The organism is Microcoleus anatoxicus, assembly GCF_042465725.1.
GTDB lineage: Bacteria > Cyanobacteriota > Cyanobacteriia > Cyanobacteriales > Microcoleaceae > Microcoleus > Microcoleus anatoxicus.
Genome location: NZ_CP120853.1, coordinates 3,607,173 through 3,632,391 on the forward strand (window position 1 = coordinate 3,607,173; position 25,219 = coordinate 3,632,391).

The following is a 25,219-nucleotide window of genomic DNA, read 5'->3' on the forward strand; positions in this document are numbered from 1 at the left end:
GTCCCAAACATCCAATGACTCTGATTTTAGTCGAACGTTTGGAAACTGTAACGGGTCGGTTAAATAGTCAACCTTTGTGGTTAGTGTGGGTTGGTCTCCAAATGCCATCTCTAGCTGAAATTTGGCAATTGTATCTGCGCCGTTTTGCTCTCGAACATTGGTATCGGTTAGCCAAACAAACCTTACATTGGACTGTGCCGAAGCTAAGTACCAAGGGAACAGTGCGAACGATGGAGTGATTTGATGCCTTTGCTAACTTGGCAATTATGGTTAGCTAAAGATGTTGTCACAGAAATTCGTCTCCCCTGGCAAAAGTCTCTGACTGAATTGACCCCGGTCAGGGTTGTACAATCAATGCTTCCACTTTTAATCAGGATTGGAAGTCCGACTGTTGCTCCCAAACGACGAGGAAATTCCGATGGATGGCAAACAGGAAAACCGCGCACTCGAAGATGTCGCTATCCTGTGGTCAAAAAGGGTAAAGGTAGGTTCCAAAACTCGTCAAAATCGATTAGTTAACCTGGTCAGCTCTCTCTAAATTCGCCACAATTTTCACTCAGCGTTAGCTGAGTAAATTTGTGCTTAGTCTAAACTCCAATTCCAAAGAATCGAATTAACCGTCAGCCCAGCCGCCCCCAATCGAGCGCCATCCATCACCTCAACTCCCCGCACAAATACCCGTTTGGGCAAGACATATTTCTATCAAGTAGAAGCCAAAGACCCCGACGGCAATCCCTTAACATATACCCTATTAAATTCGCCCGACGGCATGGCATTCGCAACGCCAGCTACGACACCCGCCGGCATGACATTCTCCGAAGGATTGATTAGTTGGACACCCGGAGTCTCGCAGCAGGGAACCTATCCAATAACCGTCAGAGTTAGCGACGGTTTGGGAGGAATTGCCACTCAAACATTCAATCTAATTGCCGATAATATTGCCAGCAATCGCTTGCCGAGTATCGATTCTACTCCCGCAGAACAAGTTACGAATATCTCGCGGCTTTATCAATACAATTTAACCGGTAGCGATGCAGATGGAGACAGGTTGCTGTGGAGTTTGGACAAAGCACCATCCGGGATGATTGTTGACCCCCAATCTGGTTCTTTACGCTGGCAGCCTAACGCAGAACAAATAGGCGAACATACCATCTCTGTAAGAACAATTGACGGCAACGGTGGTTATGCAGTCCAAGAATTCAGTCTGACTGTCAGGGGAATAAATACGCCACCTACTATTGTTTCTAATCCTCCAACTTCATCAGCAACAGGGCAAGTTTATACTTATGCAGTTGCGGCATCTGATTTGGAAAATGACCCGCTGACTTTCAGTTTAGTCAGCTATCCCGTCGGCATGGCAATTGACAGCAACGGCAGGATTCAATGGACTCCGAATTCTACTCAAATCGGACAGCATTCTGTGGAAGTTGCCGTGACTGATAAACAAGGGGCAGTTGCTACTCAAACTTTTGCTGTCACTGCGGGAACTACTGCTATCAATCTTCCCCCAACAATCACTTCCACACCTGCATTCACAGCCTCACCAGGACGGGCTTACAGCTATAAGGTACAAGCAACTGATGCTGATGGTACTATCTCGCAATACCAGTTATTGCAATCTCCTACTGGGATGACAATCAATTCAGCTACTGGTGCGATTACTTGGAACAATCCTGTTGCTGGAAATCATCAAGTGGTAGTCGGGGCTGTTGACAATTCGGGTACGGGTGCAGCCCAAGGTTTTGAGTTAATTTCTCGGGCTAATTCAGCAGCGGTTGTGCCAACTATTCCGATTCAATCTGTTTCGCCCGGTGCCAGTTATCGCTACGATTTGAAGGCGACTGATAGCAATGGAGATTTGTTGACTTTTGCTTTGATTCAATCTCCTAGTGGCATGACTGTTGATGAATTCGGGCGGATTAGTTGGAAACCGAATGCGGATAATATCGGCAATCATCCGGTTGAGGTTAAGGTAACCGATACTTTTGGAGAAAGCGTTACTGTTTCTTACAATTTAAGCGTTGTCGCCGATACTGTCGCGCCGAAAGTGAGTTTAATTGCTAGCAACAATACCGTCGATGTTGGGGATTATGTTACGTTTACTGTGAATGCTGTCGATAACGTGAAAGTTGAATCTTTGGGCTTAACTATTAACGGCACTCCTGTTGTTTTGGATGCACAAGGTCAAGCAAATGTCAAGGTAAATAATTTCGGCAATTTCACAGCAGTTGCAACAGCTAAAGATGCGGCTGGAAATGTGGGGAATGCGACTCAAGCTGTGGCTGCAATTGATACTAGCGATGTCAACGCACCTGTTATCAACATCAGTTTAGAAGATGATGCAGAAATCACCGCGCCTGTCAATATAACTGGTACAATTAGTGACAGCAATTTAGCTTACTATACATTGGAAGTTGCCCCGGTTGGTGGCGGGCAACTTCCGGGCGATGGCGGAGGATTTAAGGAGGTTTATCGGGGAACTGCTGCTGTCAGCAACGGAACGATTGCGACATTTGACCCGACTGTTTTGGCTAACGGCGCTTACGTTCTCAAGTTCACTGCATTCGATGCTAACGGTAACGGTTCGACTACTGAAAGGACGGTGAATGTTGCGGGTGATTTGAAGTTGGGCAACTTCCGGTTGTCGTTTACTGATTTGACGGTTCCGGTGGCGGGTATTCCGATTAACGTGACTCGGACTTACGATTCTTTGAATGCCAACAATAGCGATGATTTCGGTTACGGCTGGCGGATGGAGTTCCGGGATACTGATTTGAAGACTTCGCTAAAAGCTGACCCGACTTCCAACGAGGAGTTAGGGATTAATACGGTTCCTTTTCAATCGGGAACGAAGGTGTTTGTGACGTTACCTGGTGGTAAGCGGGAGACGTTTACGTTTAAGCCGCAATCGCATCATCTGAATCAGTATTTAGGGGCTGCTGGGCCAGGGGCTGCGATGTACAAGCCGGCTTTTGAGTCTCAGAAAGGTTCGACGATGACTCTGACGGTTAAGGATGCGAATTTGATACGGAATGAGAATGGGTATTATGGGGTGAACGGACAGCCCTTCAATCCCGAAAATCCTGCTTTTGGTGGTGTTTATGTATTGACGACGCAGGAAGGACTTATTTATGAGATTGATGCTAAAACTGGGGATTTGCTGACTGCTACTGATGCTAATGGGAATAAGCTATCTTTTAGCGATGCGGGGATTGCTAGCAGTACGGGTAAGTCGGTGACATTTGAGAGGGATGCTGCTGGGAGGATTGTCGGTGTTGTTGACCCGGATGGCAAGAAGGTTAAGTACGAATACGATGCGAAAGGGGATTTGGTTGGGGTTAAGGATAGGGAAAATAATGCAACTCGATTTGAGTACGAAGATGAGGACAGACCGCACTTTTTAACTGAGGTTATCGACTCGTTGGGACGGAGTGGAGTTAAGACTGAGTACGATGAATCCGGCCGTTTGAAGCAGATGGTGGATGCGAACGGTGCGGCGGTTGAGTTGGTTTACGATCCGAATAATTCGATTCAGAAAGTTAAGGATGTTTTTGGTAAGGAGACTACTTACGTTTACGACAGTCGGGGGAATGTTTTAACTGAGATTGACCCGTTGGGTAAGAGGGTTGACAGGACTTACGATGCCGACAATAACGTTTTGACTGAGACTGTAATTACTAGCGAATTAAATGCTGCTGGCAATCCGGTTGAAGCGAGGGCAACTATTGAGTGGACTTACGATGCGAAGGGGAATAAATTAACTGAAAAAGACCCGTTAGGGAATGTTTCGCGGTGGACTTATAACAGTCGGGGTCAGGTTTTGACTGAGACTGATGCGTTGGGAAATACTGCGAGTTATACCTATTCTCCTAGTGGGAATTTGCTGACGACTAAGGATGCGACGGGGAATGTTACTAAGTATAGTTATGATATGAGGGGAAATATTCTAAGCCTCACCGATGCTGCTAATAACATCACCCGCTTTCAGTACGATGGTGGAGGTAACGTAACTAACTTAGAAGACGCATCCGGTAACAAAGCTACCTACACCTACGACAGCAACGGGAATATGCTGCGGGAAACAATGAAAGTAGCAACTCCCACTGGTGAGAAAGAATTAGTAACAGAATGGACTTACAACAATGAAGGGAAAATTAAGTCAATTACCCAATCTGGGCGCACTACAACTTACGAATACGACAGCAATGGCCGCCAAAGCGCCAGCATTGATGGAAATCGCCGTACCGAGTACCGATACAACTCTCAAGGTAAATTAGTCGAAACCATTTATCCCGACGATACTCCTAACAATTCTGACAATTCCCGAAGCATTACTGTTTACGATTCCGGCGGCCGTCAAAGGGCTACTATCGACGGTAACGGGCGAGTTACCCACTACAAATACGACGACGCGGGACAACTGACTGAAACTATTTATCCCACCGAGGACGCCAATCAAGTACAGTCATTGCTGAACGCTATTTCTCCGGGTCAAACTCCTCAATCTGTTGACTGGACAAATATCGTTTATCCCGACAGTACGCCTGCTTATTTAGCCAGCAATTCTCGAACCAAAACTGAATACTACAAAACTGGAGAAGTCAAAGCAGAAATCGATGTTTCGGGGAACCGTACCGAGTACGAATACGATGCAGCAGGTCGCGTCAGTCTCACTCGTTTTGATGCTACCAATTACATCACCTATACTTACGATGCAGTTGGAAATCGCAAGACTGAAACTGTTTTTGCTGGGGGAACTTCGACTACTACTACTTATGATAGTAAAGGTCAGGTAACAGCAACGACTGACCCGAATGGCAAAACTACTAAGTTTGAATACGATGCTAACGGACAACTCAAGGCTGTTGTCGATGCTTTGCAAAAGCGTACTGAATACGGTTACGACAGTGCGGGCAATTTGACAAGTGTTAAGGATGCTTTGGGTCAGGTAACGACTTACGAATACGATAATAAGGGTCGCCGCAAGGCTGTAATTCGACCGGATAGCAAGCGTTCTACTTTTGTTTACGATGATGTTGCTAACACTGTCACGATTACGGATTTCAATAACAAGACGGTTAAGTATACTTACAACGACCAAAACCAAGTTGTTGCTAAGCAGTATCAGAATGTCAGCGGTGCAACTGTTAGCGTTACTTACGCTACAAATGGGTTGGAAGAAACTATTACTGACAGTCGGGGTGCAACTGTTTATAAGTATGACAGTTTGGGGCAGATAATTTCTCGTAAAGACCCGGTTGGTCCTTATCTTGCTAGCGGTAATTCGATTGAATATAAGTATGATTCCGGGCAAGTTAGTGAGGTTAAGACTCCGACTCGCACGACTAGCTACACCTATGATTCAGAGGGGCGTTTGAAGACGGTTAGTACGCCGGATCTGGGGACGGTGACGTATGATTACGATTCTCTGGGGAATCTCTGGAAAACTTCGTATCCGAACAATTTAGTTGAGACTCGCATCTACGATAGTTTGGGTCGTTTGGATTTGGTGAAGACTGTTAAGGTTGACCCGGTTACTAAGCTGGAGTTGCAGGTTGTTTCTAGTTACGATTATGCAGTAGATGCTGTTGGTAATCGCAGGGAGGTATTGGAAAGTAGCGGTCGTAAGGTTGAGTACAAGTATGATGATTTGAATCGGTTGTTGGAGGAGAAGATTACTAATGATCCTAGTGGGAACAATCGGGTTGTTAGTTACACTTACGATGCTGTGGGGAATCGGTTGACTAAGACTGATTCTGTGAGTGGGGTAACTACTTATACTTACAACAATTTGAATCAGCTATCTACGTCTACAACTAATGGTGTTGCTACTATTTATTCTTACGATAGTAATGGGAATTTGATTTCGGAGGTGACTGGAAGCAATTCTACTGTTTATCTGTGGGCGAATGATGGCGAGAATCGGTTGATGGGGGTGACGGTTAATGAGGGTGGTGTTACTCGGAATCTTGGGTATCAATATAATGCTCAGGGGGTGAGGGTTGGTAAGGTTGTTGATGGGGTGGAGACTCGGTATTTGATTGATGAGTTGCAGCCTTATGCTCAGGTTTTGGAGGAGTATGATGCTCTTGGGAATGCTAAGGGTTCTTATGTTTATGGGTATGATTTGATTGGTAAGTTGCAGGGGAATCAGCCGTCGTTTTATCACGTTGATGGGTTGGGTAGTACGAGGGTTTTGACGAATGGTTTGGGGGCGGTTACTGATAGTTATTCTTATGATGCGTTTGGGAATTTGATTGTTTCCGCTGGGGGTTCTAATAATGCTTATTTGTTTGCTGGGGAACAGCGGGATGGGGAGACTGGTTTGGATTATTTGCGGGCGCGGTATTATGACCCGTTGGTGGGGAGGTTTGTTTCGGCTGATGCTTATGAGGGGACGCTGGATGACCCGATGAGTTTGCATGATTATCAGTATGCTCATGCTAATCCGGTTGTTAATACCGATCCTAGTGGGTATTTCTCTATTGGGGAGTTGCTGGGAACTATGGCGGGGTATTCTGTGTTGGCTGGGTTGAGTTATACGACTGTGAGTGCTGTGGGGACTGTGGCTGGAGGAGGAAGCGTTTGGGATGCGGTTGCTAAGTACGATCAGTTTTTTGCTGGTTTAGCTGATGCCATAACATTTGGAATTAGTACAGAAGCTCGGCGATTAATATACGGAGATACAGCGACTAAAAATCATCAAGGAATTTTCTTTAATCTGGGTCGGCTCGGTGGAGCAGTTGCCAGTATGTGGATGGGAGCCAATAGCGCTACATTTGGTGAGTTTCGTTCTGCTCCTTGGTGGGCTAGAGCTGCTCTGGGCTACGACTTATTTGGTGCTGGAATTGGAATGGCTCAAAGTACCATAAATGGAATGGAAGGTCGAGCCACTTGGTGGGATGCTTTAGCTTTTTTGCCACTACTTGCTGGAGTGCCTAGTAAAGTACTAGATGATATTCCCGGTAGGGCTTTAGAACCTGGTAATCCTCGAAGTAGCAGCCTTCCTCGCTTTGGCAATAGGTTACTTCTGAATCAAGCTGATGTGGTCGATTATGGTCATGTAGCTTGTGGACCCACTTCTTGTGCTATGATTCTTGACACTCTTGGACTACAATACGATCTTAATAAGCTTGTAATTCAGACTAAAGTTCCATTAAATAATGGCGCAACTCCCAATGATTTATCTATGGCACTACGACGAAACGGTGTTACAGTAGCGCGTTCTGTACGAGGGCAATCCATAGATGATCTGAAACGGGCAACTTCTCAAGGGCATCCAGCAATTGTCTTGGTAGACTTAGAACAGCTTAATGGAGATCCTAGACCTCATTTCGTTATTGTTGATGGTATTACTACACGCCAAGGAAAAGAAGTTGTTGCCATTAGAGATCCTGCCGGAGGGCGACAGTATTTCACTCCTGTAGAGGAGTTTAGTCAGCGGTTCATCAGTAAACGATTCAAGGGACTAGCCATTTTAACCAATTAAAAAAATTGAGCGAGCGATACCTGGAGATTTAACTATGTCACAAACTGAGGCAATTACTAAGCTAAAAAAAGCTGGTTTATTGGTTGAGCCTAATTGTAATATTCCTGATTCAGATGGCTACACTATTGTTAAACCGGCTTCAATATCCGGCAACAGTAGAAAAAATTGGGAAGAGTATTTTGGAGCTGAGGAAATTCTTTTCGATGCGCCTAGTGCATCTCTTTATTCTGACAATGATAAGTGGACATTTCAAATTTGGGAATCTGTTCCTGGTCCCGGTATCGGGGATTTTCAAATGAATTTTTCATCAATTATGGATGCTGTAGAGGCTATCCTTGATTACTACTTTGGCGACCCATCGAAAATGAACCCACCTGAATTGATTGAACTTGAATAATGACGTAGATATAACCCACATTTCGCACTCCCCAACTGGCACATTACACTGCAAGAGTGGAGCGAAGTCGATCGTTCGAGACATAGTTAATTGCATTGAGATTGTTTTTGTCAACCAAACACTACGTGGAGGATCTGAATTAAACTTGAATTTGTGGCTGGTCAATTTGAGTTCATTGAAAGCAATTTATATATTGGTCTTTCTGAATTAGATGGGGATGGGCATTATTTTATAATGACACGAGAAGAAACGTCTACAGAAGAGGCTCTTCCCAACAGGGAAAATATTTATATCGAGCTGGACGACCAGTGCTGGGGAGGAAATGGAGGAATTGATTTGATAGCTCTTAGTCGTGAAAAATTCACGATTTATTTGAATGTCCCAATGGCACCTATTATAGGGTTTGATGAGATTCAAATTACTTTTTTGATCGATGATGATTCTGAATTTCAAGAATTCCGAAAAGTATTGCAGGAGATAATGCGGGGTTACGAGGATAGATTGAATTTAATTGATTAATCAATCAATGTATTGGTCGCTCCTCGCTCAATACCAACACCCTAACATCGATCGCAAACTCATTTCCTTCCCCCTATACAAAAGCCACCCACACAGTATAAAATGTAACAAAATCTCGCTCTACAAACAACCATGACACCGAAAGTAACCATCCAAGAATTAGCCTTAGCCCTAACAGCCAAAAACCACTCCCCCACGCTCCTCAACTCGGACTTCCTCAAATACAGCGGCATCGTCCCCGCCTACTGGGAACTCGCCCGCCCCCCAGTTTTCAGTCCCCAAATCTCTCAAATAGCCTTCACCAACGGCATCAATATCGTCGCCCAATCGAACGCCATCACCTTCATCGAATCTCTCTCTACAAAATCACAAGAAGACGTAAAAATTCCTGCCATTATCCGCAAGTACGTCGAAGCTTTACCCCGCACCGACTATCAAGCTTTAAGCATCAATCCCAGAAGCTTCATCACCTTTGAAGGGGGAGATGAAAATGCAGCTCGCGAGTTCATCACCTCCAGTTTATTATCCAAAGGAACGTGGTTTGATGTTGGGAAAGCTCCCGTCAAAGCTGCTGTCAATTTAGTGTACGCTTTGGAACAGGGAGAACTAAACTTGAGCGTTGCCGAAGCTATGCTGCAACTGCAAGATGCCGAACCGACTCCCGCAGTATTGTTTTCCGGCAGCTTCCAGTATGAGATTGCAGGGGAATTAGAAGGCGAGAAACTGCAACATTTGTACAAACTTTTGGAAAATTGGCAGCCAGATTTAGAGGCTTACAGGGAAATTGTCGATCGACGGTTTTTGGGGAAAGAAGTTGAAAATTTGCCGTTTGCCGCGTAAATGATAAGATTGTGGGGGCGCTCGCACGACGCAAACAAATTCTAGTTGTGCGATCGCCCGAACGAGGGGTGACTGAATAATTCGTAATTAAAGGTACAAGCTAATGGCAAAATAATTCGGAATTAAAGAAACCGATCGCTAATTACGAATTTAGTGCCAGTAAACGAGAGCCTCATTATAAAGCCTGTTCGATCGCCCGCCGCGCCAATTCCACCTGTTCCACAGCATCCAGATAAGCTAGCGCTGCTGCATCCCAAACCACTTTTCTCTGCATCCTGTTCAAGACGATTTTCCCAAACTCGTACACCGTGCCGAAGCTTTGCAGCCTGAGAATTCGCTCAGCCCTAGAGCAAAAACTCGGCGTTGGGTTCCATATTGCCACCACATCTGAGTGAAGGAGCGACACCACCTCTGAACCCATATCGACTTTCAAAGTCGCTCCAACTTCCACAATCCGGCCCCAAAATCCATTCCACTTCCTTTCCGCTATTTTTTCTTTAGGAATAAAAGGGATTTTGACAATAACCCACGAAAGAGCGCTGTCTGGACCAAAGCGCGTTTTGACTCCCTCACCCGTAATTGGTTCGCAAGGAGTGCAAGTTTTACATTCTCCACCGCAATCGCTTTCTTGAACCCTAAATATTTGCATCCCATTCACAGGATAAATAAACCCGCTCCAATTAAGCTACTAAAAAAGCCGCACACTCCACATGAGAAGTCTGAGGAAAGAAATCAGCCGGCTGCACCCGCACCAATTTATAATCCCCATTTTCACACAAAATTTTCAAGTCGCGAGCCAAAGTAGCGGGCTTGCAGCTAATATAAACAATCCGACTCGGTTTAATTTGCTTAATAGTTTCTAAAACCGCGCGATCGCACCCCTTACGCGGCGGATCTAACAATACAATATCCGGCACAACATCCAACTCCGGCAGTAACTTTTCCACAGTTCCCACCTTAAATGTCACATTTGTCAAGCCATTTAATTCAGCATTTAAATCTGCTTGGGCGATCGCCTCAGCTTGCACTTCCAAACCTACAGCTTTTTGCACTTGTTTCGCCAGCGGCAAGGTAAAAGTACCAATCCCGCAATAAGCATCAACCAAAACCTCATTTCCCTGCAAATTCAATTCCGCTACAATCGCCTGCAACAAACCCTCAGCCGCCTCTGTATTCACCTGAAAAAAAGTATCCGCCCTTAACTGAAACTCCAAACCAGCAAACTCTTCTCGCAGATAAGCACGACCGGCAATACAGCGAGTTTCCGCACCAAAAATCACATTAGTTTTGGCAGAATTGATATTCAAACAAACACCAGTCAGTTCAGGATAGCGCTTCAACCAATCAGAGGCTTGGGCTTCCAATCCGGGCAAATCTCCTGTCCGAACGATTAAAGTTAGTAGCATCTCGCCGGTGCGTCGTCCAATTCGCAAAGATAAGTGACGCAATTCTCCTGTATGCTGCTTTTCATCATACACAGGCCAATCTCGCCAGTGTATGTCTTCTTTCACGTCTTTTAATAAAGGATTTAGCCTGGGGTCTTGGACTGGACACTGATTCAAATTAACTAATTTGTGAGTGCTTTTTTGATAGTAACCCGCTTGAACTTGACCTGTGACAGATATGCCTAAAGGATAGGTTACTTTGTTGCGGTATCCCAAAAATTGAGGAAAATTATCTATTTTTCCGGCTAAAATTTCATCTACTCGCAAATCGCTAAAGCCGCCAATGCGTTCTAAAGCTTGAATGACTTGATTTTGTTTAGCTGTAAGCTGATAATCATAATCTACGTGCTGCCACTGACAGCCACCGCACTTGTCGGCGACAATACAGTTGGGTCGGATGCGGTGTTCCGATGCTTCCAGAAGCGTGTCCAGCTTACCTGTAGCATAGGTGGATTTGACTTGCAGGAGGCGGACGAGAACTCGATCGCCCGGAACAGTGTCAGCCACAAACACCACAAGCTGACCAAAACGGCCAACTCCGTCGCCGGTATCTGCCAAGTCAGTAATCTCTATTTCAATCAGTTGACCTTGCTGGCAAGGGTTTACCGATTTCGATTTGGGTATGGGGAATTTAGATTGGTTCATTAATATTGTTCTGAATGCTTTAAGGTTGAAGCATTTTAAATCTATTATCTCATCAAAATAGGACTTAGGCAAAAAAAAGATTTTTGAGTAATTGGTAATTGGTAATTCGTAATTGATAATAAATATCTCCCATAATTAAAGCGCAACCTTTCAGTCAGGTTGCGCTTTTTTTTAAGAAACTAATAGTCCCCTCAAATTAGTGAGCAGAACCGTTACCATGATACTTGTCGCTGTCGTAGAAGCCGTTTTTTGTGCCGAAGAATAAACAGCACACGGTGAAAACGGCTGTCAAGACTGCTAAAACTAACTTAACGTCCATAATTTACCTTCTTTGGTTCAGTGAGTGGAAATACTCAAATTGTAGAGTCTTTTTGGCTAGCACGGCCATCTACTAGGGTAGCGCCAGATTTACTTGGCTGTAGTCTGGTGCGAAAGTTGCCCGACGGGGAGACGATTCGGGCCATGATTGTGGAAACCGAAGCCTATGGGCCATTCGATCCCGCTTGTCACACTTACACGCGCCGAACTCCTCGCAACGAGGCGATGTTCGGTCCTGCGGGCATGATTTATGGGATATATCATTGCTTGAATGTCGTGACGGATGCAGACGGAGTTGCTAGCGCTGTGTTAATTAGAGCTTTACAGCTAGATGCAGTTCCCCAAAGATTCTCCCATCTCCCCGAAAAGGTGCGATCGCGCCTCGCCTCTGGGCCTGGCAAACTGTGTAAGGTACTTGAGATCGATCGAACTTTGAATGGTTTAGCTTTGGGTACGGGGGAAGGGCTGCGGCTAGAACACCGGAGTGAGGAATTTCAGCAGGCGATCGAGTCAGGTACGATTAATATCGTGCAAACTTCCCGCATCGGGATTTCTCAAGGAATTGATTTACCTTGGCGTTGGTATATAGGGAACTATCCGGCTGTGTCTAAATTCTAGTAATCTCAAAGATGTCAGTGTAAATTTTGTCACTTATCTCAATCAAATTATGGCTTACTCTTCTGAAAATCCGATCGTACAACTCAAGAAATGCCTAACCCTAGCCCAGGATGTTAGCAGTCACGCCGAAGCAAACCGAGCCTTCGAGCAATTATGTGGGATTATCGATGCTGAAAACCCAATGGCGGCGCAACTTTTGGAGATGTTATGGCAAGAGGCGATTATAGCTAGGCGATCGGCTTTATTTTGGCAACAAATGAGCGATGTTGAGAAAGATATGGCTAATAAAATGATGGAAAATATGACGCAGATGCGGCAAAATTATTTGCGGTTGATGCAGGAAATGTAGGAATTGGGGAATGGGGAATGGGTAATTGCTAATGGGTAATTAGTAATTGCCCAGACTCAGCCCGGAAACGAAAAAAGCGAGTAATATCGTTTCCGGTTGCATCGGAATAATAAAATCGAGTCAACAGTTAACACTCAACCATTCAGTTTTTTGACCCGCCCGTCAACAGTCAGTAGGGGCGGTGCCCCCGTGCCCGCCCTCTTAATAGTCAACAGTCATTCCGGTTGTACCTGAATTGATATAAAACAAGCGGATTTAACTGCGGCGAGACTCATCGTCCACCAGGCAATATGTGCGTATTGAGCGCCCTCAAACCAAGTGAAGGTAAAAATCAGATAAGCAATAGCAACTGCTTCACTACCGCACACCGATGATTTCACCGCTAAACATACATAATATCCCCAAACTGTAATCCCAGCCAGCAGCCAGAAAATGCCAACTGATCAAGTAGTTTCCAGAATCCAATTGTGAGCTTTGTAAGTAGGGATTTCTCTAGTGCTGATTTCACCTTTTATGTTAATATAGTTGTAAGTAAATTCGTCTAAATTTACAACGATCGGAGTTACTTGAGGATTTCGGATATAGGGATAGGCAATACCAAAACCATCAAATCCCCATCCAAATAGCGGGCGTTTTTTGATGCCACGGGCTGAAAGTGTCCACATGGGCGATCGGCTGGACATGATTTGGGCGATGGTCGGTTTGCTCCAATAAGGCGGCCTGGTGACAGTCATGATGGCAATGGCGATTATGGCGATCAGAATAATTCCTACAATAATTTTGTAATATTTGCCTCTGAGCAAATAGACAGTGGCAACCATCAAAGCTAAAATAGCACTTCGAGTAGAAGTTAGCAGCAGTGCGGGAACAGTTAAAATTAAAGTAATTGCCGTTAATTTAGTTGTGGTAAATCTCGAAAACCAACCGAAAAGAGAAGTGATTATTATTAATGCTAAAACTATAGCTGCGTGACCTCTGTGGGAATACAATCCGATGGGTTGCTGTCCTTGAAATATACTGCTGGCATTAACATCGGCTCTGATAATTTGCCCCATTGTCGCCGTATAGTCGAGCCGCCAGTCAATGATTTGGGGGAAGATACTAAGAGAAAGAATAATGCCGCCAATTAGAAGTCCTTGGAATTGGGAATTAATCAGTTGCGGGTGTACGGTTAAGAGCAAGCTGTTGCTGAGGGTGAAGGCAGCAATTAACAGCCAGTACAGCCAGCCATCTCCCATTTGGTCTTGACCGAAGAAAGAGGTTAAGGGAAAAGGACTTTGTAGAGTCGAGATAGCTCCGATTGAGAGAAATATTGTCCAAAGTATTAGCGATATTTTCCATTTTTGGGAAATGGTTATGGATTTTCTTTGTTCCCACAAGAGGGCGAGATTGACTCCGACTATTAGCCAAATCACGAACACTTTGGGGGAAGTCCAGATGAGGCCCCGGCTGTTTCCCCAGGGGTTGATGAGGATGATGCTGAGGGCGAACAGGAGAGTGTAGAGGGTTTTCATTACTCTTTGTTTTTCCGGTTTTTGAGTTTTGTGAATAATCCCAATCCGCAGAGTGCTAAAAGAGTTCCTAATGCTGTAGTTGGTTCGGGAACGGCTTCTGCGGGAAGAGCATCGTCCTCGGTATTCTTAGCTGAGGCTTTTGCAGTTTTTGCGGTGAGAGTATCGTCTTGATACGATAGTTCTGGGTCTTCGAGCAAATCGGCACTGATGCCTGCTAAATCTACTTGGTCATAATTGTTATCCTCTGAAGATAGTTCTGGGTCTTCAAGTAAATCGGCACTGATGCCTCCGATATCTGCGTTATTTTCATCGTTTTCTGTTGATGATAGTTCTGGGTCTTCAAGTAATTCGCTGCTGATGCTAGTTAAATTGAGTTGGTTTTCGTTGCTTTCTGTTGATGATAATTCTGAGTCTTCAAGTAAGTCGCTGCTGATGTCTGCTAAATTGAGTTGGTTTTCGTTGCTTTCTGTTGATGATAGTTCTGGATTTTCTAGTAAGTCACTGCTGATACTGGCTAGGTTCGCATTGTTCAAACTATTGTCTGTTGATGATAGTTCTGAGTCTTCGAGTAAGTCGCTGCTGATTGCACTTAAGTAGTCAGTGTTAGCTTTGCTACTGCTTTTAACAAGTGAGCTTGAGGGCAAGTTCGTCGCATTACGCTTTGATGTCGCAGAAATGGAAACTGCCCGAATCGGACGCCCACCCGAACTTAGTGCTGGGGCTGGTGCAGGGCGCGGGCTGGGTGCTGGCGCCGGACGCGGGCTGGGTGCTGGTGCAGGGCGCGGGCTGGGTGAGGGTAATGTAGTAGTAGTTGTTGATGTTGAGACAACCACACTTGATGATGTTGACCCCAGTGGAGATGTTACCCAAGGTGTAGGTGTTGGGAAAGTTGATGGAGTCCAAGGTGAGGGTGACGGTGCTGGCGACACTGATACTATTACTATTGGCGATGGTTTTGGTGACTGGGTTGGTCGAGGTGTTGGTGACTGGGTTGGTCGAGGTGCTGGAGATGGTGTTGGTCTGGGTGCTGGCGATGGTGAGGGTGTTGGTCTGGGTGTTGGTGATGGTGAGAGTGTTGGTCTGGGTGTTGGTGATGGTGAGAGTGTTGGTCTGGGTGTTGGTGATGGTGAGAGTGTTGGTCTGGGTGTTGGTGATGGTGATGGTCGAGGTGTTGGCGATACTGCCACGCAACCGATGCCGCCACCACCACTATTACCGTTAGCGATAACACCACCACCGCTACTACTCCTGGGCGGACAAAAATTAAGACGAGATACCCTATTTTTCCAACCCCATTGAATTCCGTTGTATATGGTAACTGTTCTTGTCCCGGGTTTGTGCTTAACTAGATACAGTTCAGCAAACCAATCATGGTTGTTCAAGGGATCTATTCTGTATGGACTGTCTGAGAAAAAAGGAGCTTTTGAGTAAAACGGGTTTTTTTGCCCTGGATTTATGTCGATAATGTTTTCAACCGTACCATGTATAACACTCCCACCTTTATGATTACTCTTTACCCGCTGTATCCAGTAGACACGTTCAGTTACTGGATTAGGATCGTCGCCTACGGGATTGTAATCCAAAGAAAGATAAGCTCCAACTCCCCCAATTTGAGGAGTTTCTAACCCAGGCTGACACGGTGTCAAAGGTCCACAGGCCTTGTAAGTCTTGATTTCAAAGCTACCTTTTAATTCCTTTTCCTTCGGGGCACGTAGAAAAGTCCAACTAGGAAAAGCTCTTCGCAGCACATTCAAAAGCCCATTCGTCCCACCTAGTTTGATACTTTTAATTGACTTTGGCTCCAGCAAAACATCAATCCTTTTATTTCCCACAGGGGCGAGAACAGAAGGTACATAAGATTCGGTGGGACCTGTAATATTAAATGCAACACTTGATTGAGTTGTCAGTGTTACCATCAAAGTGGTTCCCAAAATAGCTAAAGGATATAGTTTTGATTCCATTTTTTGTGCTTCCTTTAAACGTTAGCTTCAGAAAGACAGTGACCTTGTTGTGCAATTAGAAAGAAATGGTAATAGTAATTCGCAATTCAGGTCAGACCTAAGCGGAATTCAACAAAAGGAGTATCCACCCGCCCAGACCAAACTTTTTCTATTAGCCGATTTTCAATCGACTTCCCTGCAAGAGTTGTCTTCTGCATCCTGTCACCCAGTTTTTGATACCTGAACCGGAGCTGATATATACCTGGCTTGAGTGAGCCAAAAGGGCAAAAGCCACCATTTCCGCTAGAGACAACAAGCGAAAATTGGTCACGTTTACTCCAAGAGAGGGTGATGTCTGGAAAGAATGTCACACTCTGTCCAGGCATAACTAATAAAAAATCTGATTCTTTAGGCTCTATTAGCAAGTTGCGATTGTAGCCTCCCCGCAATACCCGACCATCTGGCATTACAAGGTCTGGGATAAAGGTGTTATAGAAGCTGAAGTGAAATGGGCTTAGCGTGTTGTTGGTAATACGAATACCTATCTGTACAGAGCTTTCTGCATTGCGCCTCTTGTTTAGCACGGTTAACAACCGCTCCGGCATCAAGGTTTCAAAACGAATGCCATCCACTTCCACTGCATTGTTATTAAATCCAACAGGTTGAATTAGGCGAAGATTAGCGAAGGGAGTCGCCAACTGACCTATCCTAATTCCTTCTCTTCTATTTTCTTGCCCTGTTTGCGGATCTAAGCATAAGATATTCCCAGTAGGGCTTTCATAAGTGAATCGAACCTGATATTGCCCTGGCCCAAGAGCATCAAAAGACCAAGAGTTATCGAGGTTAATCGGGACTTGCCAGTAGTCTGGGCTAGTAGGTACTACGAGTTGAAGTAAGTTATTCTGCCAAGAGAGTCTTGCATCCAAAGAGATGGCTATTTGTTCTCCAACCCCAACTAACACACAATCATATTCGCCAACCCCAACTTGCCTATTTTTCGGTTCTTTTCGGTGAATTACTCGACCATCTGACCCGACAATTTCTGGTATTAAAGCGCCATAGATTCTGAAGGGAATGGAGGTTGGTGTATTATTGGTAACGCCAACAGTAAGCTTTACTGGAGCCGTGGCATTGGGCTTGTTTTCTGGGATAGATAGAGCCACAATTTGTGGCTCTAAGATTTTCAGTTGGATTCCATCTTGTTCAACTGTATAGCTGTTAGTCGATTCTTTAGATGTCATGTTTGCTACCCTTACAACTGTTAAATGTGCTTTTCCAGCATCCACTATACGCCCATAGGTTACTACCACGATCGCCGAAATTACTAAAGCCAATAAAAACCGGAGAAAATACCTCATCGCTCGCCCCCTGAATTACCGCACAATCAGCCCAAAAACCAGAACCACACCGCCGCACCAAATAGCATCAGCCAAAACAACTTCCCACCACGGCCACTCGACTCTGGAGGATGTTCAACCAAAGTATACCTGTAATATCCCAAAACTTGCCCGTATTCGTTCTGAAGCGGTTGAGAATTCGACCAATAATCCGAATAACTCATGGGAGGATACAAGGAAGGATTGCGATAATTTTCCGGCATACTCCGCAGTCTACCGGGTAGATAACCGTAAGTTAAATTTAGCTTTGAACGAGGAGGTAAGCGTTCTTGAAGAGCAAGTTCTTTCTTTGTTACCTGGACGAACTCGAACTTGACTTCGTGAGTGGGATGGGGCCCAATTGTTCTATTACAACTGATACAAAACTGATTGCAAGCTAGCTTTTGAGGGTGAGGACAGTGAAAATTGTTGCAGTAATGTTTTTCGCGGTGATGTGTTTGCGAGTAGTTCATAACGATGCCTTTGATTTCCCTGATTAATGAGTTGACAGACAGAAAACAACCTCAATCCTGATTTGACTATTCTTGGCTTTTTCGGTTTTTGAGTCTTTTAATTGCAGGCAATACAGCGAGAGCAAATAGCGTTCCTAATGCTGTAGTAGGTTCGGGAACGGCTTCTGCTGAGAGTGCGTCGTCGTCGGTATTTTTAGATGAGACTTTTGGAGTTGTTGCGGTGAGAGTATCGTCTTGATACGATAGTTCTGGGTCTTCAAGTAAGTCGGCACTGATGCCTGCTAAATCTACTTGGTCATAATTGTTATCCTCTGAAGATAGTTCTGGGTCTTCAAGTAAATCGGCACTGATGCTTCCGATATCTGCGTTATTTTCATCGTTTTTTGTTGATGATAGTTCTGGGTCTTCAAGTAAGTCGCTGCTGATGTCTGCTAAATTGAGTTGGTTTTCGTTGCTTTCTGTTGATGATAATTCATGGTCTTCAAGTAAGTCACTGCTGATGCTAGCTAAATTGACTTGGTTTTCGTTGCTGTCTGTTGATGATAGTTCTGGGTTTTCTAGTAAGTCACTGCTGATACTGGCTAGGTTCGCATTGTTCAAACTGTTGTCAGTTGATGATAGTTCTGAGTCTTCGAGCAAGTCCCTTGCTGTTAAGTAGTCAGTGTTAGCTTTGCTACTGCTCTCAACAAGCGAGCTTGAACGCAAGTTCGCCCCATTACGGTTTGATGTCGCAGAAATGGAAACTGCCCGAATCGGACGCGGGCCCGGGCTGGGTGCTGGCCCTGGGCGCGGACTTGGTGCTGGGGCCCGAGGCGGGCTGGGTGAGGGTAATGTAGTAGTAGTTGTTGATGTTGAGACAACCACACTTGATGATGTTGACCCCAGTGGAGATGTTACCCAAGGTGTAGGTGTAGGCCAGGGTGAGGGAGTCCAAGGTGAGGGGGCTGGTGTTGCCGTTGCCCACGGTGCAGGCGTAGGCCAAGGTGACGGAGTCCAAGGTGAGGGGGTAGGTAAAGGTGATGGAGTCCAAGGTGAGGGTGACGGTGCTGGCGACACTGATACTATTACTATTGGTGATGGTGTTGGTGACTGGGTTGGTCGAGGTGTTGGAGATGGTGTTGGTCTGGGTGCTGGCGATGGTGTTGGTCTGGGTGCTGGCGATGGTGAGGGTGTTGGTCTGGGTGTTGGTGATGGGGATGGTCGAGGTGTTGGCGATACTGCCACGCAACCTATCCCGCCGCCACCGCTGCTACTGTTAGCGATAATGGTGCTACCGCTTTTAGGAGAGAAACCTGGTGGACACAGTACAACTGGAAGTGGCTTTGGAATTGGAATTGGAACTGGCTTTGGAATTGGAACTGGCTTTGGAATTGGAACTGGAATTGGTTTACCTAAAGGCAAATAATCGTATCGCCAGCCCCATCGCACACCGTTGTAAATCTTGACTGTTTTCGTGTTTGCTATTTTCTCAGCTAGGTACAGTTCCGCAAACCAGTAATAACTTTTATTAAACTCAAAATTTCTGTGAGGATTATCTATAAAATAAGAATCGCTGGAAGTCAAAGGAGAGTGATTATAAAATGGGTCATTTAAAGTTCCTTGATTGTCAATAAAGCTTCGACGGCGACCTACAGACCCACCAAAGGACTCGTAGTTGGTGATGACTCGTTGAATCCAATACAAGTTATTTATTTGAGGTTGGGGTATAGGGTCAGATTTTTTAGGCTCGTAATCAATTTGTATAGTAGCGCCAACGGCACGTTCTGGAATATAAATTGGAACGCCTACACCCGCACCACAACTATAGCTAATTGCAACACCGCAAGCGTAATAGTTTTTGATGTTAAAACTGCCAGATAAATTGCCACCAGTCTGAAAAGTCCAACCTGTGTTTCTAAAAGGCTTTAGATCCCTACTTAATCCCGAAGTGCCACCTCGTGCGATTTCACTAACTCTTCCTGGGGGAACCAACCATGAAGAAGGGCTTAAATAATCAAAGGCATTAAGCGTTGTTAGACCTGCACTACCATTGGGAAACAGAGATAGAGCTTGATAATTCTGTGGTAGTCTGCCAATATCTTGTCCCTTAATAGTAAACGCAATTCCTGGGTAGCTCGTCAGCGAAACTGCCAAGGTAGTCGCACCAAAAATCATAAAGCATTGTGAGAATCGCATACTTTTTAACTCCTTCATACATGGCATCCTACAAAATAAATTAACTTTAAATCATTTTTTGGTAGTGATAGTTACCGTATCATAGGAAAGTTATATAGCACTTATCAATAACATGAGGTGCGCTTGAGTAATTGGTAATCTGTAATCGGGAAAAAGCTAATCGGTAATCGGAAAAAAGCTCGCGCACTTACCTCATTTAATTGATAAGCGCTATATTTTAACTGGAGTCGGGGAGTAGATGTAATTCTATAAAAGGAGTATCTACTCGCCCTGACCACGCGGTCTCTGATAAAATTTGTTCTATTGATACATCTGCTGTATCATCGCTCGATCGCGATTTACAGATTTTTTGATATCTAAACCGAAATTGATAAATACCGTAAGTCAGATTATCAAACCACCAATAACCTCCCGAACTTGATTTAAATACAAGTCTTAATACATTACCTCTCACACATAAAATTTTCGCTTCAGGAAAAAACATTAAGCATTTTCCAGGCAGAACTAAGGGAAAATCTGACTCAGTAGGAAATACATATCCATCACTCCCACATCCCATTTCTTGTATTTCACCGTCGGCGGATATTAGTTCAGGCATACAAGTAGCATAAAAACTAAAGTGAAGGGGATTTTCGGTGTTATTACTAATCCTAATTCCAATTTCTACAGGAATCCCTTCATTGCAAAAAGTTTCCTGGGGGGATTTCAATACTTTTTTAGAGTTTTTTTCTGGAATATTCAACACGCGGTTGAGTACAATTGTTTCAAATCGGATGCCATCTATTTCCACAGCACTGCGATTGGGATTCATCGGTTCAACTAGATGCAAGTTCGCAAAAGGACTTGTTAACTGACTAAACTTGCTTTCTTGTATGATTTGGGATTCCCTTATCTCTAAATCATATCCTACTATATTCTGGCTGTTGTTCAAATAAATAAACCTTAACTGATAAATTCCCTCCGTCCCTAAATCAAAAGACCAATACTGGTTAAGAGTATTCCAATAGAAATCAATTGTTGGAAACTGGATTTGCAGCAAGTTGTTACACCAAAATAGTTGGGCATGGAGAGCAATACCTATACTCGATCCAGGAAAAACTAATGACGGATCAACATATTCTCCCTGCCTGTATTGGCGGAAAGGCTGGCGGATTAGATTGGATATAAATTGAGCTAATCTGATTCTCCATCCCGTTACGGATGGCTCTGTTACTGATTTTTGACCTACAGGCTCATCAACAGCTAAATGTCGCGGTAAAACTTGACCGTCTGGAGCGATAATTTCTGGAAACCAGGTTCCACAGATATTGTAGTAATAAGGAGTAAGTGAGTTATTGGTAATGCGAACATTGAGATGCACGGGAGCATTGGCATTCGGCTTGTTTTCTGGAATAGCTAATACCGTTGGTTCGGGCAGCATAATTTCTATATGAATGCCATCTGGTGCAATATTATTGTTGTTGGGTTCTTCAGATATCATGTTAGTCGAGTTCTGAATTTTTACAATTGTCTGCTGTGATTCGCCATTTAAGGCTGGGCTAGGCGGAATTCAACAAAGGGAGTATCCACCCACCCAGTCCAAACTTTTTCTATTGGCCGACTTTCTATCAACTCCCCAGCAAGATTTTTCTTCAGTATGGTATCACTCGTATTGTAATACTGGAAGCGGAAGTGATATATACCTGGCTTGAGTTGGTCATAAGAGCATCCGCCACCATATCCGCTAGAGACATTAAGCGAAAATTGGCTATGATTAATCCAGAAGATGCCGATATCTGGAAAGAATGCCAAACTTTTTCCGGGTGTGACTAACAAAAAGTCAGATTCTTCTGGCCCTCTCATCCAGTCGTTACCACAGGCTGCCCGCTTCACCTCACCATCTGGCGTTAGCAGGTCTGAGTAATAACTACCATAAAAGCTAAAGTGAAATGGGGTTAGAGTATTATTTGTGATCCGCATACCAATCCGTACAGATTGGTAGGAATTGTCATTCTTATTTGGCAGGGTTAACAATGGCTCCGCTATGAAAGTTTCAAAACGAATACCATCTACTTCCACTGCACTATTATTCAATCCAACAGGTTGAAGTAAGCGAAAATTAGCTAAGGGAGTTGCCAACTGACCTGTCCCAGTTACTTCTATTCCAATTTCTTGTCTAGTCTCAATAAAAGTGACGGGATCTGGGTATAATATCGTCCCACTAGGGGTTTCATAAGTGAATCGAATCTGATATTCCCCGGCCCCTACAGTATCAAAAGACCAAGATTTATCGAGATCAATAGGTCTGTCATCGTAAATTGGGTTATGTAAAACCAGTTGAATAAAATTATTTTGCCAAGACAGTCTTCCCTCCATAGATTTAAATGTCTGCTGTCCTACCTCAATTAACGAGCCATGATATTCTCCGCTCAGAACTTGCCTATTTATCGGTTCTCTTCGGTGCAGTGCTTGACCATCGGGCCCGAATATTTCAGGGATTAAAGCGTCATCTATGAATGGAATAGGGGCTTGTGTATTATTGGTAACGCTGATAGTAAAGCTCAATGGAGCAGTGGCACCGGGCTTGTTTTTGGGGATGGATATTGCCACAGTTTCTGGCTCGCTGATTTCCAGTTGGAGACCATCTTGTTTAACGTTATTGCTGCGCTTAGATTTTCTAGATGCCATGTTTGTTACCTTTTCAAATTTTGAATTTTCATTGCCAACAGCTTGTATACGCCCATAGGTTACTACCACGATCGCCGAAATTACTAAAGCCAATAAAAACCGGAGAAAATACCTCATCGCTCGCCCTCTGGATTACCAGACAATCAGCCCAAAAACCAGAACCACACCGCCGCACCAAATACCATCAGCCAAAACAACTTCCCACCACGGCCACTCGACTCTGGGGGATGTTCAACCAAAGTATACCTGTAATATCCCAAAACTTGCCCGTATTCGTTCTGAAGCGGTTGAGAATTCGACCAATAATCCGAATAACTCATGGGAGGATACAAGGAAGGATTGCGATAATTTTCCGGCATACTCCGCAGTCTACCGGGTAGATGACCGTAAGTTAAATTTAGCTTTGAACGAGGAGGTAAGCGTTCTTGAAGAGCAAGTTCTTTCTGTGTTACCTGGACGAACTCGAACTTGACTTCGTGAGTGGGATGGGGCCCAATTGTTCTATTACAACTGATACAAAACTGATTGCAAGCTAGCTTTTGAGGGTGAGGACAGTGAAAATTGTTGCAGTAATGTTTTTCGCGGTGATGTGTTTGCGAGTAGTTCATAACGATGCCTTTGATTTCCCTGATTAATGAGTTGACAGACAGAAAACAACCTCAATCCTGATTTGACTATTCTTGGCTTTTTCGGTTTTTGAGTCTTTTAATTGCAGGCAATACAACGAGAGCAAATAGCGTTCCTAATGCTGTAGTAGGTTCGGGAACGGCTTCTGCTGAGAGTGCGTCGTCGTCGGTATTTTTAGATGAGACTTTTGGAGTTGTTGCGGTGAGAGTATCGTCTTGATACGATAGTTCTGGGTCTTCAAGTAAGTCGGCACTGATGCCTGCTAAATCTACTTGGTCATAATTGTTATCCTCTGAAGATAGTTCTGGGTCTTCAAGTAAATCGGCACTGATGCTTCCGATATCTGCGTTATTTTCATCGTTTTTTGTTGATGATAGTTCTGGGTCTTCAAGTAAGTCGCTGCTGATGTCTGCTAAATTGAGTTGGTTTTCGTTGCTTTCTGTTGATGATAATTCATGGTCTTCAAGTAAGTCACTGCTGATGCTAGCTAAATTGACTTGGTTTTCGTTGCTGTCTGTTGATGATAGTTCTGGGTTTTCTAGTAAGTCACTGCTGATACTGGCTAGGTTCGCATTGTTCAAACTGTTGTCAGTTGATGATAGTTCTGAGTCTTCGAGCAAGTCCCTTGCTGTTAAGTAGTCAGTGTTAGCTTTGCTACTGCTCTCAACAAGCGAGCTTGAACGCAAGTTCGCCCCATTACGGTTTGATGTCGCAGAAATGGAAACTGCCCGAATCGGACGCGGGCCCGGGCTGGGTGCTGGCCCTGGGCGCGGACTTGGTGCTGGGGCCCGAGGCGGGCTGGGTGAGGGTAATGTAGTAGTAGTTGTTGATGTTGAGACAACCACACTTGATGATGTTGACCCCAGTGGAGATGTTACCCAAGGTGTAGGTGTTGGGAAAGTTGATGGAGTCCAAGGTGAGGGTGACGGTGCTGGCGACACTGATACTATTACTATTGGTGATGGTTTTGGTGACAGGGATGGTCGAGGTGTTGGTGATGGGGATGGTCGAGGTGCTGGAGATGGGGATGGTCGAGGTGTTGGCGATACTGCTACGCAACCGATGCCGCCACCACCGCTGCTGCTATTGGCGACAATGGTGCTACCGCTTTTCGTAAGCAAACCTGGTGGTGGACAATATTCTTCTGGAACTGGAGTTGGCTTTGGTTTTGGAAGGGGAAGGGGAACGCGAACTGGATTAGGTTTACGAAAATATTCGTGTGTCCAACCCCATCTGACCCCATTGTAAATCGTGACTTCTCTTGGCTTGGATGGATTGGCTTCAGCTAGGTAAAGTTCTCCAATCCAGTAAAAACTTCGATTTAAATCTCCCCCTCTATATGGGACATCTTCAAATAAACCGTCTGGCTCTAATAAGTGATGAGCTGGGGTGACGCCAAAGTATGGATTTTCGGAATTTCTTCCTGTGTCTTTAATAATATTATCGATATAGCTTCTCCTATTACCGAATGCTCCCAGTTCAGAGTTTGGATAGTTAGTGATCACCCGCTGAATCCAGTGAAGGTTTTTATTTTGCGTGGGGTTCGGGTCGGGTATTCTGCCCGGTATATTGCGTATCTCTGGAATGTATTTTAAACGAAGCACAGATCCCACTCCACCTTTTTTCTCCGGGCAACTGGTTTTAATACCACAGGCGTAATGAGTTTTGACATTAAAACGTCCTTGTAAATCGCGTCCACGCTTAAAAGTCCACGGGTTTCTTGAGAGGCCTGTGTAAAGTCTTAAGTCATTGAGTAGTCCTTTTGTTCCTCCCCGTTCTATTTCGGTAACAAGTCTTGTAGACTTTGTGGAGTTAAGAGGGTCGTCG

At 44.6% G+C, this 25,219-nt stretch carries 22 protein-coding genes; 10 read left to right on the plus strand and 12 right to left on the minus strand.

Annotated elements, in window-relative coordinates:
* The first annotated feature begins 14 nt into the window (after window positions 1–14).
* From P2A85_RS15620 to P2A85_RS15640, 5 genes are all read left to right on the plus strand, one after another.
* A complete protein-coding gene (locus P2A85_RS15620; RefSeq protein ID WP_377473604.1) occupies window positions 15–239 on the plus strand; it encodes a hypothetical protein in 225 nt (74 codons plus the stop codon).
* Between the two features lie 368 nt (window positions 240–607).
* Entirely contained in the window at window positions 608–7,489 is a 6,882-nt protein-coding gene (locus tag P2A85_RS15625; RefSeq protein ID WP_377481521.1) for a putative Ig domain-containing protein, read from the plus strand.
* Between the two features lie 34 nt (window positions 7,490–7,523).
* The gene (locus P2A85_RS15630) at window positions 7,524–7,886 is read left to right on the plus strand and encodes a hypothetical protein (protein ID WP_377473606.1); all 363 of its coding nucleotides are present in this window, start codon (window positions 7,524–7,526) and stop codon (window positions 7,884–7,886) included.
* A 153-nt stretch (window positions 7,887–8,039) separates the two neighbouring features.
* Window positions 8,040–8,405, plus strand: a complete 366-nt coding sequence (locus P2A85_RS15635) for a hypothetical protein (RefSeq protein WP_377473608.1) — start codon at window positions 8,040–8,042, stop codon at window positions 8,403–8,405.
* Between the two features lie 132 nt (window positions 8,406–8,537).
* Complete coding sequence (locus tag P2A85_RS15640) at window positions 8,538–9,245, plus strand: hypothetical protein (protein WP_377473610.1); 708 nt, start codon at window positions 8,538–8,540, stop codon at window positions 9,243–9,245.
* A gap of 175 nt (window positions 9,246–9,420) precedes the next feature.
* On the opposite strand, the gene P2A85_RS15645 is transcribed toward P2A85_RS15640, so the two are convergent.
* From P2A85_RS15645 to P2A85_RS15655, 3 genes are all read right to left on the minus strand, one after another.
* Window positions 9,421–9,894, minus strand: coding sequence for a hypothetical protein (locus P2A85_RS15645; RefSeq protein ID WP_377473612.1), 474 nt, complete (start codon window positions 9,892–9,894; stop codon window positions 9,421–9,423).
* Between the two features lie 31 nt (window positions 9,895–9,925).
* Window positions 9,926–11,335, minus strand: coding sequence for a 23S rRNA (uracil(1939)-C(5))-methyltransferase RlmD (gene rlmD / locus P2A85_RS15650; protein ID WP_377473614.1), 1,410 nt, complete (start codon window positions 11,333–11,335; stop codon window positions 9,926–9,928).
* 196 nt (window positions 11,336–11,531) lie between these two features.
* Complete coding sequence (locus P2A85_RS15655) at window positions 11,532–11,654, minus strand: hypothetical protein (protein WP_096830678.1); 123 nt, start codon at window positions 11,652–11,654, stop codon at window positions 11,532–11,534.
* 20 nt (window positions 11,655–11,674) lie between these two features.
* On the opposite strand from P2A85_RS15655, the gene P2A85_RS15660 reads away from it, so the two are divergent.
* Both P2A85_RS15660 and P2A85_RS15665 read left to right on the plus strand, forming a co-directional pair.
* A complete protein-coding gene (locus tag P2A85_RS15660) occupies window positions 11,675–12,271 on the plus strand; it encodes a DNA-3-methyladenine glycosylase (RefSeq protein WP_377473616.1) in 597 nt (198 codons plus the stop codon).
* A gap of 49 nt (window positions 12,272–12,320) precedes the next feature.
* Window positions 12,321–12,620 (plus strand): hypothetical protein, encoded by a 300-nt coding sequence (locus P2A85_RS15665; RefSeq protein ID WP_340525708.1) that lies wholly within the window; start codon window positions 12,321–12,323, stop codon window positions 12,618–12,620.
* 443 nt (window positions 12,621–13,063) lie between these two features.
* Here the strand turns inward: P2A85_RS15665 and P2A85_RS15670 are convergent, their stop codons facing one another.
* Both P2A85_RS15670 and P2A85_RS15675 read right to left on the minus strand, forming a co-directional pair.
* Window positions 13,064–14,134, minus strand: a complete 1,071-nt coding sequence (locus P2A85_RS15670; RefSeq protein WP_377473618.1) for an O-antigen ligase family protein — start codon at window positions 14,132–14,134, stop codon at window positions 13,064–13,066.
* Entirely contained in the window at window positions 14,134–14,778 is a 645-nt protein-coding gene (locus P2A85_RS15675; RefSeq protein ID WP_377473620.1) for a PEP-CTERM sorting domain-containing protein, read from the minus strand. The genes P2A85_RS15670 and P2A85_RS15675 overlap by 1 nt, the downstream gene beginning before the upstream one ends.
* Window positions 14,779–14,809: 31 nt before the next feature.
* Here P2A85_RS15675 and P2A85_RS15680 point away from each other — a divergent pair, with 31 nt between their 5' ends.
* Window positions 14,810–15,433 (plus strand): hypothetical protein, encoded by a 624-nt coding sequence (locus P2A85_RS15680; protein ID WP_377473622.1) that lies wholly within the window; start codon window positions 14,810–14,812, stop codon window positions 15,431–15,433.
* A 748-nt stretch (window positions 15,434–16,181) separates the two neighbouring features.
* Here P2A85_RS15680 and P2A85_RS15685 read toward each other — a convergent pair.
* The 3 genes from P2A85_RS15685 to P2A85_RS15695 all read right to left on the minus strand — a co-directional run bounded on the left by P2A85_RS15685 (window position 16,182) and on the right by P2A85_RS15695 (window position 18,628).
* Entirely contained in the window at window positions 16,182–17,408 is a 1,227-nt protein-coding gene (locus P2A85_RS15685; RefSeq protein ID WP_377473624.1) for a hypothetical protein, read from the minus strand.
* A 50-nt stretch (window positions 17,409–17,458) separates the two neighbouring features.
* A complete protein-coding gene (locus tag P2A85_RS15690; protein ID WP_377473626.1) occupies window positions 17,459–17,923 on the minus strand; it encodes a hypothetical protein in 465 nt (154 codons plus the stop codon).
* A 66-nt stretch (window positions 17,924–17,989) separates the two neighbouring features.
* Complete coding sequence (locus tag P2A85_RS15695) at window positions 17,990–18,628, minus strand: hypothetical protein (protein WP_377473628.1); 639 nt, start codon at window positions 18,626–18,628, stop codon at window positions 17,990–17,992.
* A 31-nt stretch (window positions 18,629–18,659) separates the two neighbouring features.
* On the opposite strand from P2A85_RS15695, the gene P2A85_RS15700 reads away from it, so the two are divergent.
* Window positions 18,660–19,328: a hypothetical protein gene (locus P2A85_RS15700; RefSeq protein WP_377473630.1), complete on the plus strand. Its 669-nt coding sequence runs from the start codon at window positions 18,660–18,662 to the stop codon at window positions 19,326–19,328.
* 987 nt (window positions 19,329–20,315) lie between these two features.
* On the opposite strand, the gene P2A85_RS15705 is transcribed toward P2A85_RS15700, so the two are convergent.
* From P2A85_RS15705 to P2A85_RS15720, 4 genes are all read right to left on the minus strand, one after another.
* Window positions 20,316–21,578 carry a hypothetical protein gene (locus P2A85_RS15705; protein WP_377473632.1) on the minus strand — a complete coding sequence of 421 codons (1,263 nt, stop codon included), beginning with the start codon at window positions 21,576–21,578 and terminating at the stop codon, window positions 20,316–20,318.
* 47 nt (window positions 21,579–21,625) lie between these two features.
* Window positions 21,626–22,882, minus strand: coding sequence for a hypothetical protein (locus P2A85_RS15710; protein ID WP_377473634.1), 1,257 nt, complete (start codon window positions 22,880–22,882; stop codon window positions 21,626–21,628).
* A 26-nt stretch (window positions 22,883–22,908) separates the two neighbouring features.
* On the minus strand, window positions 22,909–23,373 hold the full coding sequence (locus P2A85_RS15715; RefSeq protein WP_377473637.1) for a hypothetical protein: 465 nt from the start codon (window positions 23,371–23,373) through the stop codon (window positions 22,909–22,911).
* Window positions 23,374–23,439: 66 nt separating this feature from the next.
* Window positions 23,440–24,078, minus strand: a complete 639-nt coding sequence (locus tag P2A85_RS15720; RefSeq protein ID WP_377473639.1) for a hypothetical protein — start codon at window positions 24,076–24,078, stop codon at window positions 23,440–23,442.
* A gap of 31 nt (window positions 24,079–24,109) precedes the next feature.
* On the opposite strand from P2A85_RS15720, the gene P2A85_RS15725 reads away from it, so the two are divergent.
* Window positions 24,110–24,640, plus strand: coding sequence for a hypothetical protein (locus P2A85_RS15725; RefSeq protein ID WP_377473641.1), 531 nt, complete (start codon window positions 24,110–24,112; stop codon window positions 24,638–24,640).
* Window positions 24,641–25,219: the final 579 nt, after the last annotated feature.

Excerpts from the sequence above, each read along its gene's own strand:
- P2A85_RS15620 (WP_377473604.1), top strand. The coding sequence starts at position 15 with ATGACTCTGATTTTAGTCGAACGTTTGGAAACTGTAACGGGTCGGTTA.
- P2A85_RS15630 (WP_377473606.1), top strand. The coding sequence starts at position 7,524 with ATGTCACAAACTGAGGCAATTACTAAGCTAAAAAAAGCTGGTTTATTG.
- P2A85_RS15640 (WP_377473610.1), top strand. The coding sequence starts at position 8,538 with ATGACACCGAAAGTAACCATCCAAGAATTAGCCTTAGCCCTAACAGCC.
- P2A85_RS15645 (WP_377473612.1), bottom strand. The coding sequence starts at position 9,894 with ATGCAAATATTTAGGGTTCAAGAAAGCGATTGCGGTGGAGAATGTAAA.
- rlmD (WP_377473614.1), bottom strand. The coding sequence starts at position 11,335 with ATGAACCAATCTAAATTCCCCATACCCAAATCGAAATCGGTAAACCCT.
- P2A85_RS15655 (WP_096830678.1), bottom strand. The coding sequence starts at position 11,654 with ATGGACGTTAAGTTAGTTTTAGCAGTCTTGACAGCCGTTTTCACCGTG.
- P2A85_RS15665 (WP_340525708.1), top strand. The coding sequence starts at position 12,321 with ATGGCTTACTCTTCTGAAAATCCGATCGTACAACTCAAGAAATGCCTA.
- P2A85_RS15670 (WP_377473618.1), bottom strand. The coding sequence starts at position 14,134 with ATGAAAACCCTCTACACTCTCCTGTTCGCCCTCAGCATCATCCTCATC.
- P2A85_RS15680 (WP_377473622.1), top strand. The coding sequence starts at position 14,810 with ATGGAAACTGCCCGAATCGGACGCCCACCCGAACTTAGTGCTGGGGCT.
- P2A85_RS15690 (WP_377473626.1), bottom strand. The coding sequence starts at position 17,923 with ATGAACTACTCGCAAACACATCACCGCGAAAAACATTACTGCAACAAT.
- P2A85_RS15700 (WP_377473630.1), top strand. The coding sequence starts at position 18,660 with ATGGAAACTGCCCGAATCGGACGCGGGCCCGGGCTGGGTGCTGGCCCT.
- P2A85_RS15705 (WP_377473632.1), bottom strand. The coding sequence starts at position 21,578 with ATGATATCTGAAGAACCCAACAACAATAATATTGCACCAGATGGCATT.
- P2A85_RS15710 (WP_377473634.1), bottom strand. The coding sequence starts at position 22,882 with ATGAGGTATTTTCTCCGGTTTTTATTGGCTTTAGTAATTTCGGCGATC.
- P2A85_RS15715 (WP_377473637.1), bottom strand. The coding sequence starts at position 23,373 with ATGAACTACTCGCAAACACATCACCGCGAAAAACATTACTGCAACAAT.
- P2A85_RS15725 (WP_377473641.1), top strand. The coding sequence starts at position 24,110 with ATGGAAACTGCCCGAATCGGACGCGGGCCCGGGCTGGGTGCTGGCCCT.